This is a genomic window from Streptomyces sp. NPDC058773 (genome assembly GCF_042746015.1).
Classification (GTDB): Bacteria; Actinomycetota; Actinomycetes; order Streptomycetales; family Streptomycetaceae; genus Streptomyces.
Genome location: NZ_JBHYPE010000005.1, coordinates 71,193 through 89,372, shown reverse-complemented (window position 1 = coordinate 89,372; position 18,180 = coordinate 71,193). Strand labels below are relative to the sequence as shown.

The window sequence follows — 18,180 nt, the reverse complement described above, 5'->3', positions numbered from 1 at the left end:
CGCACGTAGTGCAGTCGGCCGCATGCGGTAGGTTGGGGGAACCACAAAGGGTCGTAGCTCAATTGGTAGAGCACTGGTCTCCAAAACCAGCGGTTGGGGGTTCAAGTCCCTCCGGCCCTGCTACACGCACTTCGTCACCACAGTGCGTGCACGCGTACGTATGAAATGCACCGCCGTGCGGCTCAACCGGGCGCGGCACGGCCACGACCCGGATTCAGGTGAGGACGAGTGACGGACGCCCTGGGCTCCATCGACATGCCTGAGCGCGGTCGTTCCGAGGACGAGACCGCGGAATCCCAGAAGAAGCCCCGTCGTGGCGGCAAGCGCGGCAAGAAGGGCCCTTTCGCGCGTCTCGCGCTCTTCTACCGCCAGATCGTGGCGGAGCTCCGCAAGGTCGTCTGGCCCACGCGCAGCCAGCTGTCGACGTACACCACCGTGGTGATCGTCTTCGTTGTCATCATCATCGGTCTCGTAACCGTGATTGACTTGGGAATCAACCGAGTCGTCGGGTACGTCTTCGGCTGATCCCGCGGAGGGCGCCTCAGCGGGCGCCCATTTCGCATGTTCAACCCCTTGAAGCCAGGAAGAAGCAGCCACCGTGTCTGACCCGAACCTGAACGACGCCGCCGACTCCGCCGAGACGGCAGCGGCCGACGTGGACGCGGCTGCCTCGGCCGAGGTCCAGGGCGACGACACCGAACTCGAGATCGTCCAGGCCGCCGACGAGGTCGACGAGCCGGACGCCGAGGAAGCCGCCGCCGGCGAGCCCGCCGAGGAAGCCGCGGTGCACGCCGAGGACGAGATCGCCGGCGAAGCCGCCGAGGAAGAGGAGCAGGAGCCGGTCGATCCGGTGGCCGCCCTCCGTGACGAACTCCGCGGCCTCCCCGGTGAGTGGTACGTCATCCACACCTACGCGGGTTACGAGAACCGCGTGAAGACCAACCTCGAGCAGCGTGCCGTTTCGCTGAACGTCGAGGACTACATCTTCCAGGCCGAGGTGCCGCAGGAAGAGGTCGCCCAGATCAAGAACGGCGAGCGCAAGACCATCCGCCAGAACAAGCTCCCGGGCTACGTGCTGGTGCGCATGGACCTGACGAACGAGTCCTGGGGCGTCGTCCGCAACACGCCGGGCGTCACGGGCTTCGTCGGCAACGCCTACGACCCCTACCCGCTGACCCTGGACGAGATCGTCAAGATGCTCGCCCCGGAGGCCGAGGAGAAGGCCGCCAAGGAGGCCGCCGCGGCCGAGGGCAAGCCGGCGCCGTCCCGCAAGGTCGAGGTCCAGGTGCTGGACTTCGAGGTGGGCGACTCCGTCACCGTCACCGACGGCCCGTTCGCGACGCTGCAGGCCACCATCAACGAGATCAACGCCGACTCGAAGAAGGTCAAGGGCCTCGTCGAGATCTTCGGCCGCGAGACCCCGGTCGAGCTGAGCTTCGACCAGATCCAGAAGAACTAGGTTCTTCCGGAACAGCAGCCACCGCACAGGTCAGACGGGCTCACTGCCGGTCTGACCTGCTCGGTTTTTGGCCGCACGACCATACCCGTTATCGTTGTGCGGTATGCCTCCATCCGGATGACCGGGTGGAATGGCGAAACACCTCTCACTAGGACCCGGAGAGAGCATGCCTCCCAAGAAGAAGAAGGTCACGGGGCTTATCAAGCTCCAGATCCAGGCCGGTGCCGCAAACCCGGCTCCGCCGGTCGGCCCCGCGCTGGGTCAGCACGGCGTCAACATCATGGAGTTCTGCAAGGCCTACAACGCCGCGACCGAGTCGCAGCGTGGCATGGTCGTGCCGGTGGAGATCACGGTCTACGAGGACCGTTCCTTCACCTTCATCACCAAGACCCCGCCGGCCGCGAAGCTCATCCTGAAGGCCGCGGGCGTGGAGAAGGGCTCCGGCGAGCCGCACAAGACCAAGGTCGCGAAGATCACGCGTGACCAGGTCCGTGACATCGCCACCACCAAGATGCCCGACCTGAACGCCAACGACCTGGACGCCGCCGAGAAGATCATCGCCGGCACCGCCCGTTCCATGGGCATCACGGTCGAGGGCTGATCCCAGCCCTTCAGGCACCACACGTGGCAGGACCAGGCGCTGGTCCGCACCACGACTCCACCCCACTGCATCAGGAGCAGAAGTGAAGCGCAGCAAGACTCTTCGCAACGCGGACGCGAAGATCGACCGGGAGCGTCTGTACGCCCCCCTCGAGGCCGTCCGTCTCGCCAAGGACACCGCGTCCGTCAAGTTCGACGCGACCGTCGAGGTCGCCATGCGTCTGGGTGTCGACCCGCGCAAGGCCGACCAGATGGTCCGTGGCACCGTGAACCTCCCGCACGGCACCGGTAAGACCGCCCGGGTCCTGGTCTTCGCGACCGGTGACCGTGCTGCGGCCGCGGAAGCCGCCGGCGCCGACATCGTCGGCTCGGACGAACTGATCGACGAGGTCTCCAAGGGCCGTCTGGACTTCGACGCCGTCGTCGCCACCCCGGACCTCATGGGCAAGGTCGGCCGCCTCGGCCGCGTGCTCGGTCCGCGTGGTCTGATGCCGAACCCGAAGACCGGCACGGTCACCCCGGATGTCGCCAAGGCTGTCACCGACATCAAGGGCGGCAAGATCGAGTTCCGCGTGGACAAGCACGCGAACCTCCACTTCATCATCGGCAAGGTCTCCTTCGACGAGGCCAAGCTGGTGGAGAACTACGCCGCCGCGCTCGAGGAGATCACCCGCCTCAAGCCGTCCGCCGCCAAGGGCCGCTACATCAAGAAGGCCACCATCACCACCACGATGGGCCCCGGCATCCCGGTTGACTCCAACCGCACCCGCAACCTCCTCGTCGAGGACGAGGCCGTCTGATCTCCCGGATCGACGCCTCATAGCGTGTGACTGCCGTCAGGCCCCGCCCTCCCGCACGGAGGGCGGGGCCTGACGCCTGTTGTGGCGCCTCTCCGGGCCCCATGTCCCCTCCGGGGCGGGCGGGTTCGGGGGCGCGCTCCTACGGCCCGGGAGCGCGGTCGGCGCCCCCTCTCGGCCGATTTGCCTGACGCGGGGCTCTCCCGTACCGTATGCGGAAGCCAAAGACCGCTGGTTGTCTCTGCGCGTCCGAACCCGGGCGTGTAGTGGCCGAAGGATCCGCTAGCTGCGGACGGCCTGCGCAGGTGTGTATGGAAGAAACTCCCGGGCGGATTTCCGTCCTGGTCGAGTACGCCCCGTGCGCCTGCGCCGGGGCGTTTGTTTTGCCCAGCCCCTTCTGCGCGGTCCTCATCACCCGGAAGGAGGCCGAGGCTCATGGCGACGTCTGACAAGATCGCAGCCGTTGAGGAGATCACTGAGAAGCTCCGTGACTCCAACGCAGCTGTTGTGACTTCTTACACCGGACTGACTGTGGCGCAGCTCAAGGAGCTGCGTCGTTCTCTCGGCGAGAACGCTCAGTACCGTGTGGTGAAGAACACGCTGACCAAGATCGCGGCCAAGGAGGCCGGGATCCAGCTGGACGAGCACCTCAAGGGCTCGACCGCTGTTGCCTTCGTGACCGGTGACCCGGTCACGGCGGCGAAGGGTCTTCGTGACTTCGCCAAGGAAAACCCCTCTCTCGTCATCAAGGGCGGTGTCCTTGAGGGTAAGGCGCTGTCCGCCGACGAGATCAAGAAGCTTGCGGACCTCGAGTCCCGTGAGGTTCTGCTCGCCAAGCTGGCGGGTGGCATGAAGGCGTCCATGGCCAAGGCCGCGGCGACCTTCCAGGCCCCGCTCACGAAGTTCGCCCGCACCGCGGACGCCCTTCGCAGCAAGGTCGAGCAGGGCGGTGCCGGTACGCCGGCTCCCGCCGAGGCTGCCGAGTAATCACTCGGACGCCCAGCGGGCCCGTAGTACGCCCGCCAGACATGTACATCCGGCACCAGCCGAATTAGTGGAAGGACCGCCACCATGGCGAAGCTCAGCCAGGAAGACCTGCTCGCGCAGTTCGAGGAGATGACCCTCATCGAGCTCTCCGAGTTCGTGAAGGCGTTCGAGGACAAGTTCGACGTCGAGGCCGCCGCCCCCGTCGCCGTTGCCGCCGCCGGTGCCCCGGGCGCCCCGGCCGCCGCCGCCGAGGAGGAGAAGGACGAGTTCGACGTCATCCTCACCGGTGCGGGCGACAAGAAGATCCAGGTCATCAAGGTCGTGCGTGAGCTGACCTCCCTGGGCCTGAAGGAGGCCAAGGACCTCGTCGACGGCACCCCGAAGCCCGTCCTCGAGAAGGTCGCCAAGGACGCCGCCGAGAAGGCCGCCGAGTCCCTCAAGGGCGCCGGCGCCTCCGTCGAGGTCAAGTGACCCCACTGAGTCTCTGACTCACGTCCACAGCGCCTCGGGCGCGCCGGACATCAGCCAAGGGCGATCACCCATGCGGGTGGTCGCCCTTCGGCGTACTCGCCACGGCTGCATTGCCTCGCGCCTGAGTGCGAGTATGGTGATCTTCGTTGCCCGGACGTGCCCCCATGTGACGATCTCCCAGAGGTGGGGGGCCTTGACGAACCGGACGCGGCGCGCAATTCTCGGGACGCGACGCAGAAGCGATCCAGGGTTCGAGGCATGGATCGCGGACGAAGAGGGAAGCATCGGTGTGCGCCACTGGCGCAGGGCTTTCGGCAGGCGCATGGCATTGAGCAGAACAAATGACGAGGTCTTCCTCCGGTGCGGAGGACGTGACTTCCCGGAGGGAGAAGATCGGTATCACGGTGCTGAACCGGTCTCCGGAAACTCGCTCTGGACATCAGTGTGCCAAGTGGCTACACTGACCCTTTGCGCTGCCTGTTAGCTGCTCCCTGCCCGTCACCAGGGGCATACCCGAGCCCGAGCAAAGCTGAATGATCCGCCCTGATCTGGGCTTTCCCTCAGTCTGCTCGATTCGGGACCGGTACGCGCGTAGTGAGTCCGAGCCCTCGGAAGGACCCCCTCTTGGCCGCCTCGCGCAACGCCTCGACTGCCAATACGAACAACGGCGACAGCACCGCCCCGCTGCGCATCTCTTTTGCGAAGATCAAGGAGCCCCTCGGGGTTCCGAACCTCCTTGCGCTGCAGACCGAAAGCTTCGACTGGCTGCTCGGCAATGCCGCATGGAAGGGTCGCGTCGAGGCTGCGCTGGAGAGTGGGCAGGAAGTCCCCACCAAGTCCGGTCTTGAGGAGATCTTCGAAGAGATCTCCCCGATCGAGGACTTCTCCGGGTCGATGTCGCTGACGTTCCGCGACCACCGCTTCGAGCCCCCGAAGAACTCCATCGACGAGTGCAAGGAGCGCGACTTCACGTACGCGGCTCCGCTCTTCGTCACCGCTGAGTTCACCAACAACGAGACCGGCGAGATCAAGTCCCAGACGGTCTTCATGGGCGACTTCCCGCTCATGACGAACAAGGGCACCTTCTGCATCAACGGCACCGAGCGTGTCGTCGTCTCGCAGCTGGTGCGCTCGCCGGGCGTGTACTTCGACAGCTCCATCGACAAGACGTCCGACAAGGACATCTTCTCCGCCAAGATCATCCCCTCCCGGGGTGCGTGGCTGGAGATGGAGATCGACAAGCGCGACATGGTCGGTGTCCGTATCGACCGCAAGCGCAAGCAGTCCGTGACCGTCCTGCTCAAGGCGCTCGGGTGGACCACCGAGCAGATCCTCGAGGAGTTCGGCGAGTACGAGTCGATGCGCGCCACCCTGGAGAAGGACCACACCCAGGGCCAGGACGACGCGCTGCTCGACATCTACCGCAAGCTGCGTCCGGGCGAGCCGCCGACGCGCGAGGCCGCGCAGACGCTGCTGGAGAACCTGTACTTCAACCCCAAGCGCTACGACCTCGCGAAGGTCGGCCGCTACAAGGTCAACAAGAAGCTCGGTGGCGACGAGCCGCTCGACGCCGGTGTGCTGACCACCGATGACGTCATCGCGACGATCAAGTACCTGGTCAAGCTGCACGCCGGTGAGACCGAGACGATCGGCGAGAACGGCAACTCCATCGTTGTCGAGACCGACGACATCGACCACTTCGGCAACCGTCGTCTGCGCAACGTCGGCGAGCTCATCCAGAACCAGGTCCGCACGGGTCTGGCTCGTATGGAGCGCGTCGTCCGCGAGCGCATGACCACCCAGGACGTCGAGGCGATCACGCCGCAGACCCTGATCAACATCCGGCCGGTCGTCGCCTCCATCAAGGAGTTCTTCGGCACCAGCCAGCTGTCCCAGTTCATGGACCAGACCAACCCGCTGTCGGGTCTGACCCACAAGCGTCGTCTGTCGGCGCTGGGCCCGGGTGGTCTCTCCCGCGAGCGGGCCGGCCTGGACGTCCGTGACGTGCACCCCTCGCACTACGGCCGCATGTGCCCGATTGAGACCCCTGAAGGTCCCAACATCGGTCTGATCGGTTCGCTCGCGTCGTACGGCCGGGTCAACGTCTTCGGCTTCATCGAGACGCCGTACCGCAAGGTCGTCGACGGCCAGGTCACGGAGGAGGTGGACTACCTCACCGCTGACGAGGAGGACCGCTTCCTGATCGCCCAGGCCAACGCGAAGCTGACCGACGACATGCGCTTCGCCGAGCAGCGTGTCCTGGTCCGCCGTCGTGGCGGCGAGGTCGACCTGGTCCCCGCCGACGAGGTCGACTTCATGGACGTCTCGCCGCGCCAGATGGTGTCGGCCGCGACCGCCATGATCCCGTTCCTCGAGCACGACGACGCCAACCGCGCGCTCATGGGATCGAACATGATGCGCCAGGCCGTTCCGCTGATCAAGGCGGAGTCGCCGCTGGTCGGCACCGGCATGGAGTACCGCTGCGCGGTCGATGCCGGTGACGTCATCAAGGCCGAGAAGGACGGTGTGGTCCAGGAGGTCTCCGCGGACTACATCACCGTCGCCAACGACGACGGCACGTACACCACGTACCGCGTCGCCAAGTTCACCCGCTCCAACCAGGGCACCTCCTTCAACCAGAAGGTCGTCGTGGACGAGGGCGCGCGGGTCATCGAGGGCCAGGTCCTCGCCGACGGTCCGTCCACGGACGAAGGCGAGATGGCGCTCGGCAAGAACCTGCTCGTGGCGTTCATGCCGTGGGAGGGCCACAACTACGAGGACGCGATCATCCTGTCGCAGCGCCTCGTGCAGGACGACGTCCTCTCCTCGATCCACATCGAGGAGCACGAGGTCGACGCCCGTGACACCAAGCTGGGCCCCGAGGAGATCACCCGGGACATCCCGAACGTCTCCGAGGAGGTCCTCTCCGACCTCGACGAGCGCGGCATCATCCGGATCGGTGCCGAGGTCGTCGCCGGCGACATCCTCGTCGGCAAGGTCACGCCCAAGGGTGAGACCGAGCTGACCCCCGAGGAGCGCCTGCTCCGCGCGATCTTCGGCGAGAAGGCGCGCGAGGTGCGCGACACCTCGCTGAAGGTGCCGCACGGTGAGATCGGCAAGGTCATCGGCGTCCGTGTCTTCGACCGCGAAGAGGGCGACGAGCTGCCCCCGGGCGTGAACCAGCTGGTCCGCGTCTACGTCGCGCAGAAGCGCAAGATCACCGACGGTGACAAGCTCGCCGGCCGTCACGGCAACAAGGGCGTCATCTCGAAGATCCTGCCGGTCGAGGACATGCCGTTCCTGGAGGACGGCACCCCGGTCGACATCATCCTCAACCCGCTGGGTGTCCCGTCCCGAATGAACCCGGGACAGGTCCTGGAGATCCACCTCGGCTGGCTCGCCAGCCAGGGCTGGAAGGTCGAGGGCGGCGAGGACTGGCAGCGCCGGCTGCAGGCGATCGGCGCCGACGATGTCGCGCCGCGCACCAATGTCGCGACCCCGGTCTTCGACGGTGCGCGCGAGGACGAGCTGGCGGGTCTCTTCGACTCGACGCTCCCCAACCGCGACGGCGAGCGGATGGTCAAGTCCTCCGGCAAGGCCCAGCTCTTCGACGGCCGCTCCGGTGAGCCGTTCCCGGACCCGATCTCGGTCGGGTACATGTACATCCTCAAGCTGCACCACCTGGTCGACGACAAGCTGCACGCGCGCTCGACCGGTCCGTACTCGATGATCACCCAGCAGCCGCTGGGTGGTAAGGCTCAGTTCGGTGGCCAGCGGTTCGGTGAGATGGAGGTGTGGGCGCTGGAGGCTTACGGCGCCGCGTACGCCCTCCAGGAGCTGCTGACGATCAAGTCCGACGACGTGACCGGCCGCGTGAAGGTCTACGAGGCCATCGTCAAGGGCGAGAACATCCCCGAGCCCGGCATTCCCGAGTCCTTCAAGGTGCTCATCAAGGAAATGCAGTCCCTGTGCCTCAACGTGGAGGTGCTGTCCTCGGACGGCATGTCCATCGAGATGCGCGACACCGACGAGGACGTCTTCCGCGCTGCGGAGGAGCTCGGCATCGACCTGTCCCGGCGCGAGCCGAGCAGCGTCGAAGAGGTCTGACGGGAGTCCGGCCGGGGAGTCAGCGATGGCTCCCCCGGCCGGCCCCAGGACCCCCGTTTCAGACCCCAAGACTTACAACCCTGAGAGGGATTGACGCATAGTGCTCGACGTCAACTTCTTCGATGAGCTCCGGATCGGTCTGGCCACCGCTGACGACATCCGTCAGTGGAGCCACGGCGAGGTCAAGAAGCCCGAGACCATCAACTACCGCACGCTCAAGCCCGAAAAGGACGGACTCTTCTGCGAGAAGATCTTCGGTCCGACCCGGGACTGGGAGTGCTACTGCGGTAAGTACAAGCGCGTCCGCTTCAAGGGCATCATCTGCGAGCGCTGCGGCGTCGAGGTCACTCGCGCCAAGGTGCGGCGTGAGCGGATGGGCCACATCGAGCTGGCCGCTCCCGTGACCCACATCTGGTACTTCAAGGGCGTGCCGAGCCGGCTGGGCTACCTGCTGGACCTCGCCCCCAAGGACCTCGAGAAGGTCATCTACTTCGCCGCCTACATGATCACGTGGGTGGACGAGGAGCGCCGTACGCGCGACCTGCCCTCGCTGGAGGCGCACGTCTCCGTCGAGCGTCAGCAGATCGAGCAGCGCCGCGACTCCGACCTGGAGGCCCGCGCCAAGAAGCTCGAGACCGACCTGGCCGAGCTGGAGGCCGAGGGCGCCAAGGCGGACGTCCGCCGCAAGGTGCGTGAGGGCGCCGAGCGTGAGATGAAGCAGCTGCGTGACCGTGCGCAGCGCGAGATCGACCGTCTCGACGAGGTCTGGAACCGCTTCAAGAACCTCAAGGTCCAGGACCTGGAGGGCGACGAGCTGCTCTACCGCGAGCTGCGGGACCGCTTCGGCACCTACTTCGACGGTTCCATGGGTGCGGCTGCCCTGCAGAAGCGCCTGGAGACCTTCGACCTCGACGAGGAGGCCGAGCGCCTCCGCGAGATCATCCGTACCGGCAAGGGCCAGAAGAAGACCCGTGCGCTCAAGCGCCTCAAGGTCGTCTCCGCCTTCCTGCAGACCCGCAACAGCCCCAAGGGCATGGTGCTGGACTGCATCCCGGTGATCCCGCCGGACCTGCGTCCGATGGTGCAGCTGGACGGTGGCCGCTTCGCGACCTCCGACCTGAACGACCTGTACCGCCGCGTCATCAACCGCAACAACCGCCTGAAGCGGCTTCTCGACCTCGGTGCGCCCGAGATCATCGTGAACAACGAGAAGCGCATGCTCCAGGAGGCCGTCGACGCGCTCTTCGACAACGGCCGTCGTGGCCGCCCGGTGACGGGCCCCGGCAACCGTCCGCTGAAGTCGCTGTCCGACATGCTCAAGGGCAAGCAGGGCCGCTTCCGTCAGAACCTGCTCGGTAAGCGAGTCGACTACTCGGCGCGTTCCGTCATCGTCGTCGGCCCGCAGCTCAAGCTGCACCAGTGTGGTCTGCCCAAGGCCATGGCGCTGGAGCTCTTCAAGCCGTTCGTGATGAAGCGCCTGGTGGACCTGAACCACGCGCAGAACATCAAGAGCGCCAAGCGCATGGTCGAGCGCGGCCGCACGGTCGTCTACGACGTGCTCGAAGAGGTCATCGCCGAGCACCCGGTGCTGCTGAACCGTGCACCCACGCTGCACCGTCTGGGCATCCAGGCCTTCGAGCCGCAGCTGGTCGAGGGCAAGGCCATTCAGATTCACCCGCTCGTCTGCACCGCGTTCAACGCGGACTTCGACGGTGACCAGATGGCCGTCCACCTCCCGCTGTCCGCGGAGGCCCAGGCCGAGGCCCGCATCCTGATGCTGTCCTCGAACAACATCCTCAAGCCGGCCGACGGCCGTCCGGTCACCATGCCGACCCAGGACATGGTGCTCGGCCTCTTCTTCCTCACCACGGATGAGGAGGAGCGCGAGGTCAAGGGCGAGGGCCGGGCCTTCGGCTCGGTCGCCGAGGCCATCATGGCCTTCGACGCCCGTGAGCTCTCGCTGCAGGCGAAGGTCGACATCCGCTTCCCGATCGGCACCGTCCCGCCCCGCGGCTGGACCCCGCCGGTTCCCGAGGAGGGCGAGCCCGAGTGGCAGCAGGGTGACAGCTTCCGGCTGCGGACGACCCTGGGCCGTGCGCTCTTCAACGAGCTGCTGCCCGAGGACTACCCGTTCGTCGACTACTCGGTGGGCAAGAAGCAGCTCTCCGCGATCGTCAACGACCTGGCCGAGCGCTACCCGAAGGTCATCGTGGCGGCGACGCTCGACAACCTGAAGGCGGCCGGTTTCCACTGGGCGACCCGTTCCGGCGTCACCGTCGCCGTCTCGGACATCGTCGTCCCGGAGGCCAAGAAGGCCATCGTCGCGGGCTACGAGGCCCAGGACGAGAAGGTCCAGAAGCAGTACGAGCGCGGTCTGATCACCAAGGACGAGCGCACTCAGGAACTGATCAACATCTGGACCAAGGCGACCAACGAGGTCGCCGAGGCGATGAACGAGAACTTCCCCAAGACGAACCCCATCTTCATGATGGTTGACTCGGGTGCCCGAGGAAACATGATGCAGATGCGGCAGATCGCCGGTATGCGTGGTCTGGTGTCGAACGCGAAGAACGAGACCATCCCGCGTCCGATCAAGGCGTCGTTCCGCGAGGGTCTGTCCGTGCTGGAGTACTTCATCTCCACGCACGGTGCCCGTAAGGGTCTGGCGGACACCGCCCTTCGTACCGCCGACTCCGGTTACCTCACCCGTCGTCTGGTCGACGTCTCCCAGGACGTCATCATTCGCGAGGAGGACTGCGGCACGGAGCGTGGCCTCAAGCTGCGGATCGCCTCGAAGGACGCCGCGGGTGTCCTGCGCAAGGCGGACGACGTCGAGTCCAGCGTCTACGCCCGCATGCTGGCCGAGGATGTCGTCGTCGACGGCAAGGTCGTCGCCCCGGCGAACGTCGACCTCGGTGACGTGCTCATCGACGCGCTGGTCAACGCGGGTGTCGAGGAGGTCAAGACCCGCTCGGTCCTGACCTGTGAGTCCGCGGTCGGCACCTGTGCCTTCTGCTACGGCCGTTCGCTGGCCACCGGCAAGCTGGTCGACATCGGTGAGGCGGTCGGCATCATCGCCGCCCAGTCCATCGGTGAGCCCGGCACCCAGCTGACGATGCGTACCTTCCACACCGGTGGTGTGGCCGGTGACGACATCACCCTGGGTCTGCCGCGAGTCGTCGAGCTCTTCGAGGCCCGTACGCCCAAGGGTGTCGCCCCGATCTCGGAGGCGGCCGGCCGCGTCCGGATCGAGGAGACCGAGAAGACCAAGAAGGTCATCGTCACCCCGGACGACGGCAGCGACGAGACCGCCTACGGCGTCTCCAAGCGTGCCCGTCTCCTGGTGGGCGAGGGCGACCACGTCACGGTCGGCCAGCCGCTGACCGTGGGTGCCGTCAACCCGCACGACGTGCTGCGGATCCTCGGCCAGCGTGCCGTCCAGGTCCACCTGGTCGGCGAGGTCCAGAAGGTCTACAACAGCCAGGGCGTGGCGATCCACGACAAGCACATCGAGATCATCATCCGGCAGATGCTGCGCCGTGTGACGATCATCGAGTCCGGCGACGCGGAGCTGCTGCCGGGCGAGCTCGTGGAGCGCACGAAGTTCGAGGGTGAGAACCGTCGGGTCGTGGCGGAAGGCGGCCACCCGGCCTCCGGCCGTCCGCAGCTGATGGGTATCACCAAGGCTTCGCTGGCGACGGAATCCTGGCTGTCGGCCGCCTCCTTCCAGGAGACGACCCGAGTCCTGACGGACGCGGCGATCAACGCCAAGTCCGACTCGCTCATCGGCCTCAAGGAGAACGTCATCATCGGTAAGCTCATCCCGGCCGGTACGGGCCTGTCCCGCTACCGCAACATCCGGGTGGAGCCCACCGAGGAGGCCAAGGCCGCGATGTACTCGGCCGTCGGTTACGACGACATCGACTACTCGCCCTTCGGCACCGGCTCCGGCCAGGCGGTCCCGCTGGAGGACTACGACTACGGCCCGTACAACCAGTAATCCTGGTCCGTACGACGGCAGTCCGTACGACAGCAACAGGGCGGTCACCCCTTGGGGTGGCCGCCCTGCGGCGTTGCCGCGAAACCCCGCGCGGGGCGGGTCTCTTCGAGTAGAGGGCCGCGCGGGGGAACTTGTCCTCCCATCCCTGCGTCTGTGATGAGAAGATGGGGAGAACTGTCGAGCTGGGGGAGGGGCGCGAAGTGGCATTCCAGCCGTGGCAGGGTGGTCAGCCGGCTCAGCCGTCGCATCAGGTGCCTGCCATGCGTGCCTCGCACGCCGATCGTGAGCGGGCGATCGATGTGCTCAAGGCGGGATTCGCCGAAGGGCGGCTGCAGCAGCCGGAGTACGAGCAGCGGATCGCGCGCGCCTACAAGGCGCAGACGCATGCCGAGCTCCAGATGCTGGTCGCGGATCTGCCGCAGGGGCCGGTGCCGCAGGCGCAGTTCGTGCCGCAGCGGCCGGTGGTGCCGGCGACCTTCATGCCGATGCAGATGCCGATGCCGGTGTCGACGAACAGCTCGGCGACGGGTGCGCTGGTCTGCGGGATCATGACGCCGGTGACGTGGGGCCTGACGGCCCTCCCGGCGGTGATCCTGGGGCACAAGGCGCGGGCCGAGATCCGGCGGTCCGGTGAGCGCGGCGACGGGCAGGCGCTGACGGGTCTGATCCTGGGCTGGCTGGCGATCGGCGGCTGGGCGCTGTTCCTGCTGGTGTTCATCCTGACCGCCGCGGTCGGCCTCTAGGGACTGGCCGGCGGTCGTCCGGGGTTCCCGGTGGCGCCGGGGAGGGCCGGTGCAGAGGGCGTGGCGCCTTCTTCCGTACGGCCGTGGATCGCACTACGGTGACCGCAACGCCGTGTGGAGTCCGGCGTGTCCTTCGCGTGTGCATTTGTTTTGACCGCAGCCAATGCGGTAGGTACGCTCTGACCTTGTGCCTGGGGTGTCCCTGGGCTGCCGTGCGCGCATTCTCCCACCGGAGTTCCCGCCGGGTCGCGAGGCCCACAGGGAGCTGCTGTCGGAGGGCAAGCAGCGCGGAAGCCGGGTTTTGACACCGCAATCTGCCGCCTCACTCGTTCCAGCGAGGGACCGGACTGCAGTATTCGACACACCCGACCGCGTGGGTCGGGGATGTTCCAGGTTAGCTTTACCGAGACTGGCACACAGAAACCGGAGAAACGGTGCCTACGATCCAGCAGCTGGTCCGCAAGGGCCGGCAGGACAAGGTCGAGAAGAACAAGACGCCCGCGCTCGAGGGTTCGCCCCAGCGCCGTGGCGTCTGCACGCGTGTTTTCACCACCACCCCGAAGAAGCCGAACTCGGCCCTGCGTAAGGTCGCGCGTGTGCGTCTGACCAGCGGGATCGAGGTCACCGCTTACATTCCGGGTGAGGGCCACAACCTCCAGGAGCACTCGATCGTGCTCGTGCGTGGCGGCCGTGTGAAGGACCTGCCGGGTGTTCGGTACAAGATCATCCGCGGCTCCCTCGACACGCAGGGCGTCAAGAACCGCAAGCAGGCTCGCAGCCGCTACGGCGCCAAGAAGGAGAAGTAAGAATGCCTCGTAAGGGCCCCGCCCCGAAGCGCCCGGTCATCATCGACCCGGTCTACGGCTCTCCTCTGGTGACCTCCCTCATCAACAAGGTGCTGCTGAACGGAAAGCGCTCCACCGCTGAGCGCATCGTTTACGGCGCCATGGAGGGTCTGCGCGAGAAGACCGGCAACGACCCGGTCATCACGCTCAAGCGCGCGCTCGAGAACATCAAGCCGACCCTTGAGGTCAAGTCCCGCCGCGTCGGTGGCGCGACCTACCAGGTTCCGGTCGAGGTCAAGCCCGGCCGTGCCGCCACCCTCTCGCTCCGCTGGCTCGTGGGCTACTCCCGCGCCCGCCGCGAGAAGACCATGACCGAGCGCCTCATGAACGAACTGCTCGACGCCTCCAACGGCCTCGGCGCTTCGGTCAAGAAGCGTGAGGACACGCACAAGATGGCCGAGTCCAACAAGGCCTTCGCGCACTACCGCTGGTAGTCGCAACCCACATCGAGACCGAGAGAAGATTGAGCCACTATGGCCACCACTTCGCTTGACCTGGCCAAGGTCCGCAACATCGGGATCATGGCCCACATCGACGCGGGCAAGACGACCACCACCGAGCGGATCCTGTTCTACACCGGTGTTTCGTACAAGATCGGTGAGGTCCACGACGGCGCTGCCACGATGGACTGGATGGAGCAGGAGCAGGAGCGCGGCATCACGATCACGTCTGCCGCGACGACCTGCCACTGGCCGCTGGAAGACGTCGACAACACCATCAACATCATCGACACCCCGGGCCACGTCGACTTCACGGTCGAGGTGGAGCGCTCGCTGCGCGTCCTGGACGGTGCGGTGACGGTGTTCGACGGCGTTGCCGGTGTCGAGCCGCAGTCCGAGACCGTCTGGCGTCAGGCGGACCGCTACGGCGTGCCGCGTATCTGCTTCGTCAACAAGCTCGACCGCACGGGTGCCGAGTTCCACCGCTGCGTCGACATGATCGTGGACCGCCTGGGCGCGACCCCGATCGTGATGCAGCTGCCGATCGGCACCGAGGCGGACTTCAAGGGCGTCGTCGACCTCGTGAAGATGAAGGCCCTGGTCTGGTCCGCCGAGGCCGCCAAGGGCGAGATGTACGACACCGTCGACATCCCGGACACCCACATCGAGGCGGCCGACGAGTGGCGCGGCAAGCTGCTCGAAGCCGTCGCCGAGAACGACGAAGAGATCATGGAGCTCTACCTGGAGGGCCAGGAGCCCACCGAGGAGCAGCTCTACGCGGCGATCCGCCGGATCACGATCGCTTCGGGCAAGGCCGAGAACACCACCGTCACCCCGGTGTTCTGCGGTACCGCGTTCAAGAACAAGGGTGTGCAGCCGCTGCTCGACGCGGTCGTGCGCTACCTCCCCTCCCCGTTGGACGTCGAGGCCATTGAGGGCCACGCGGTCAACGACCCGGAAGAGGTCATCAAGCGCAAGCCGTCCGAGGACGAGCCGCTCTCCGCTCTGGCGTTCAAGATTGCGAGCGACCCCCACCTGGGCAAGCTCACCTTCATCCGGGTGTACTCGGGCCGCCTTGAGGCCGGCTCGCAGGTGCAGAACTCGGTGAAGGGCAAGAAGGAGCGCATCGGCAAGATCTACCGGATGCACGCGAACAAGCGTGAGGAGATCGAGTCGGTGGGTGCCGGTGACATCGTCGCCGTCATGGGTCTGAAGCAGACCACCACCGGTGAGACCCTCTGCGACGCGTCGAACCAGGTCATCCTGGAGTCGATGGAGTTCCCGGCCCCGGTCATCCAGGTCGCCATCGAGCCCAAGTCCAAGGGCGACCAGGAGAAGCTGGGTGTCGCCATCCAGCGTCTCGCCGAAGAGGACCCCTCGTTCCAGGTGCACACCGACGAGGAGACCGGCCAGACCATCATCGCGGGTATGGGCGAGCTGCACCTCGATGTGCTGGTCGACCGTATGAAGCGTGAATTCCGGGTCGAGGCCAACGTCGGCAAGCCGCAGGTCGCGTACCGCGAGACCCTGCGCAAGGCCGTCGAGCGTCTCGACTACACGCACAAGAAGCAGACCGGTGGTTCCGGTCAGTTCGCCAAGGTGCAGATCGCGATCGCGCCGCTCGAGGGCGACGGGTACGAGTTCGAGAACAAGGTCACCGGTGGCCGTATCCCGCGGGAGTACATCCCGTCGGTGGACGCGGGCTGCCAGGAGGCCATGGAGTTCGGTGTTCTCGCCGGCTACCCGCTCACGGGCGTCAAGGTCACCCTGCTCGACGGTGCGTTCCACGAGGTCGACTCGTCGGAAATGGCGTTCAAGATCGCCGGTTCGATGGCCTTCAAGGAGGCCGCCCGCAAGGCCTCCCCGGCCCTGCTCGAGCCGATGATGAAGGTCGAGGTCACCACGCCCGAGGACTACATGGGCGACGTGATCGGCGACATCAACTCCCGCCGCGGTCAGATCCAGTCCATGGAGGACCGCAGCGGCGCCAAGCTCGTCACGGGCCTGGTTCCCCTGTCGGAGATGTTCGGCTACGTCGGAGACCTCCGCAGCAAGACGTCGGGTCGCGCAAGCTACTCGATGCAGTTCGACTCCTACGCCGAGGTTCCCCGGAACGTCGCCGAGGAGATCATCGCGAAGGCCAAGGGCGAGTAGTCCCGTCTCCGCTGAGTCGGAACACGCTTTAGGCTTGACACCGTCTGATGGGGTAATCCCCGCAACCGTGAGGATTGCCCCGTCAGCCGGCACCCCAGCAAAGATCACCTGGCGCCGATGAGTAAGGCGTACAGAACCACTCCACAGGAGGACCCCAGTGGCGAAGGCGAAGTTCGAGCGGACTAAGCCGCACGTCAACATCGGCACCATCGGTCACATCGACCACGGTAAGACGACCCTCACGGCCGCCATTACCAAGGTGCTGCACGACGCGTACCCGGAGCTGAACGAGGCCTCGGCGTTCGACCAGATCGACAAGGCTCCTGAGGAGCGCCAGCGCGGTATCACCATCTCCATCGCGCACGTCGAGTACCAGACGGAGAACCGTCACTACGCCCACGTCGACTGCCCCGGTCACGCGGACTACATCAAGAACATGATCACGGGTGCGGCGCAGATGGACGGCGCCATCCTCGTGGTCGCCGCGACCGACGGCCCGATGCCGCAGACCAAGGAGCACGTGCTCCTGGCCCGCCAGGTCGGCGTTCCGTACATCGTTGTCGCCCTGAACAAGGCCGACATGGTGGACGACGAGGAGATCCTGGAGCTCGTCGAGCTCGAGGTCCGTGAGCTCCTCTCCGAGTACGAGTTCCCCGGCGACGACGTTCCGGTCGTCAAGGTCTCGGCGCTCAAGGCGCTCGAGGGCGACAAGGAGTGGGGCGACTCCGTCCTCAAGCTCATGGCCGCCGTCGACGAGTCGATCCCGCAGCCCGAGCGCGACGTCGACAAGCCGTTCCTGATGCCGATCGAGGACGTCTTCACGATCACCGGCCGTGGCACCGTTGTCACCGGTCGTATCGAGCGTGGTGTCCTCAAGGTCAACGAGACCGTCGACATCATCGGCATCAAGACCGAGAAGACCACCACCACGGTCACCGGTATCGAGATGTTCCGGAAGCTCCTCGACGAGGGCCAGGCCGGTGAGAACGTCGGTCTGCTCCTCCGTGGCATCAAGCGCGAGGACGTCGAGCGCGGCCAGGTCATCATCAAGCCGGGTTCGGTCACGCCGCACACCTCCTTCGAGGCCCAGGCGTACATCCTGTCGAAGGACGAGGGTGGCCGTCACACCCCGTTCTTCAACAACTACCGCCCGCAGTTCTACTTCCGTACCACGGACGTGACCGGCGTCGTGACCCTCCCCGAGGGCACCGAGATGGTCATGCCGGGCGACAACACTGAGATGACCGTTGAGCTCATCCAGCCCGTCGCGATGGAAGAGGGCCTGAAGTTCGCCATCCGTGAGGGTGGCCGGACCGTCGGCGCCGGCCAGGTCACCAAGATCACGAAGTAATTCGCTGATCCGGTTGATCCGGTCGTAGCTCCACGGAGCTCACAAGGAGCCCCGCTCACCATCAGGTGGGCGGGGCTCCTTGACAGTTGGGGCCCGATTGGCCTTGAGCGTCCCGGGTATGGCACACTGTCCAGGTTGCTCGGTTGAGTGCCGATGCTGCGCGCCTCCCGCCGGGAGGACTGGAAGCGAGTCCCAGGTATTCGTCGTCCCTTCTCAGGGCCGGAAA

The 18,180-nt window shown here is 66.1% G+C and carries 13 protein-coding genes and 1 tRNA gene; all 14 read left to right on the top strand.

The window, feature by feature from the left end:
• Positions 1-47: 47 nt before the first annotated feature.
• The 14 genes from ACFW5B_RS06560 to tuf all read left to right on the top strand — a co-directional run bounded on the left by ACFW5B_RS06560 (position 48) and on the right by tuf (position 17,954).
• A tRNA-Trp gene (locus tag ACFW5B_RS06560) sits at positions 48-120 on the top strand.
• A 108-nt stretch (positions 121-228) separates the two neighbouring features.
• Positions 229-525: a preprotein translocase subunit SecE gene (secE, locus tag ACFW5B_RS06555; protein WP_386434164.1), complete on the top strand. Its 297-nt coding sequence runs from the start codon at positions 229-231 to the stop codon at positions 523-525.
• Positions 526-598: 73 nt separating this feature from the next.
• Entirely contained in the window at positions 599-1,459 is an 861-nt protein-coding gene (nusG, locus tag ACFW5B_RS06550) for a transcription termination/antitermination protein NusG (RefSeq protein WP_386434161.1), read from the top strand.
• 166 nt (positions 1,460-1,625) lie between these two features.
• Positions 1,626-2,060 (top strand): 50S ribosomal protein L11, encoded by a 435-nt coding sequence (gene rplK / locus ACFW5B_RS06545; protein WP_009715899.1) that lies wholly within the window; start codon positions 1,626-1,628, stop codon positions 2,058-2,060.
• A gap of 82 nt (positions 2,061-2,142) precedes the next feature.
• The gene (rplA, locus tag ACFW5B_RS06540) at positions 2,143-2,859 is read left to right on the top strand and encodes a 50S ribosomal protein L1 (protein WP_386434157.1); all 717 of its coding nucleotides are present in this window, start codon (positions 2,143-2,145) and stop codon (positions 2,857-2,859) included.
• A gap of 432 nt (positions 2,860-3,291) precedes the next feature.
• Positions 3,292-3,843 (top strand): 50S ribosomal protein L10, encoded by a 552-nt coding sequence (gene rplJ, locus ACFW5B_RS06535; protein ID WP_386434154.1) that lies wholly within the window; start codon positions 3,292-3,294, stop codon positions 3,841-3,843.
• Between the two features lie 84 nt (positions 3,844-3,927).
• Complete coding sequence (rplL, locus tag ACFW5B_RS06530; protein ID WP_086717591.1) at positions 3,928-4,314, top strand: 50S ribosomal protein L7/L12; 387 nt, start codon at positions 3,928-3,930, stop codon at positions 4,312-4,314.
• Between the two features lie 624 nt (positions 4,315-4,938).
• Complete coding sequence (gene rpoB / locus ACFW5B_RS06525) at positions 4,939-8,421, top strand: DNA-directed RNA polymerase subunit beta (protein ID WP_386434150.1); 3,483 nt, start codon at positions 4,939-4,941, stop codon at positions 8,419-8,421.
• A 100-nt stretch (positions 8,422-8,521) separates the two neighbouring features.
• Complete coding sequence (locus ACFW5B_RS06520) at positions 8,522-12,421, top strand: DNA-directed RNA polymerase subunit beta' (RefSeq protein ID WP_042155846.1); 3,900 nt, start codon at positions 8,522-8,524, stop codon at positions 12,419-12,421.
• 260 nt (positions 12,422-12,681) lie between these two features.
• Positions 12,682-13,164: a DUF1707 and DUF4190 domain-containing protein gene (locus tag ACFW5B_RS06515; RefSeq protein ID WP_386434147.1), complete on the top strand. Its 483-nt coding sequence runs from the start codon at positions 12,682-12,684 to the stop codon at positions 13,162-13,164.
• A gap of 434 nt (positions 13,165-13,598) precedes the next feature.
• Positions 13,599-13,970: a 30S ribosomal protein S12 gene (rpsL, locus tag ACFW5B_RS06510; RefSeq protein ID WP_003948652.1), complete on the top strand. Its 372-nt coding sequence runs from the start codon at positions 13,599-13,601 to the stop codon at positions 13,968-13,970.
• Between the two features lie 2 nt (positions 13,971-13,972).
• Positions 13,973-14,443 carry a 30S ribosomal protein S7 gene (gene rpsG / locus ACFW5B_RS06505; RefSeq protein ID WP_004571813.1) on the top strand — a complete coding sequence of 157 codons (471 nt, stop codon included), beginning with the start codon at positions 13,973-13,975 and terminating at the stop codon, positions 14,441-14,443.
• A gap of 39 nt (positions 14,444-14,482) precedes the next feature.
• Positions 14,483-16,603: an elongation factor G gene (fusA, locus tag ACFW5B_RS06500; protein WP_386434140.1), complete on the top strand. Its 2,121-nt coding sequence runs from the start codon at positions 14,483-14,485 to the stop codon at positions 16,601-16,603.
• A gap of 157 nt (positions 16,604-16,760) precedes the next feature.
• A complete protein-coding gene (gene tuf / locus ACFW5B_RS06495) occupies positions 16,761-17,954 on the top strand; it encodes an elongation factor Tu (RefSeq protein ID WP_367799082.1) in 1,194 nt (397 codons plus the stop codon).
• Positions 17,955-18,180: the final 226 nt, after the last annotated feature.

Coding starts and splice junctions, on each gene's coding strand:
- rplK (WP_009715899.1), top strand. CDS start 1,626: ATGCCTCCCAAGAAGAAGAAGGTCACGGGGCTTATCAAGCTCCAGATC.
- rplJ (WP_386434154.1), top strand. CDS start 3,292: ATGGCGACGTCTGACAAGATCGCAGCCGTTGAGGAGATCACTGAGAAG.
- rplL (WP_086717591.1), top strand. CDS start 3,928: ATGGCGAAGCTCAGCCAGGAAGACCTGCTCGCGCAGTTCGAGGAGATG.
- ACFW5B_RS06515 (WP_386434147.1), top strand. CDS start 12,682: ATGCGTGCCTCGCACGCCGATCGTGAGCGGGCGATCGATGTGCTCAAG.
- rpsG (WP_004571813.1), top strand. CDS start 13,973: ATGCCTCGTAAGGGCCCCGCCCCGAAGCGCCCGGTCATCATCGACCCG.
- fusA (WP_386434140.1), top strand. CDS start 14,483: ATGGCCACCACTTCGCTTGACCTGGCCAAGGTCCGCAACATCGGGATC.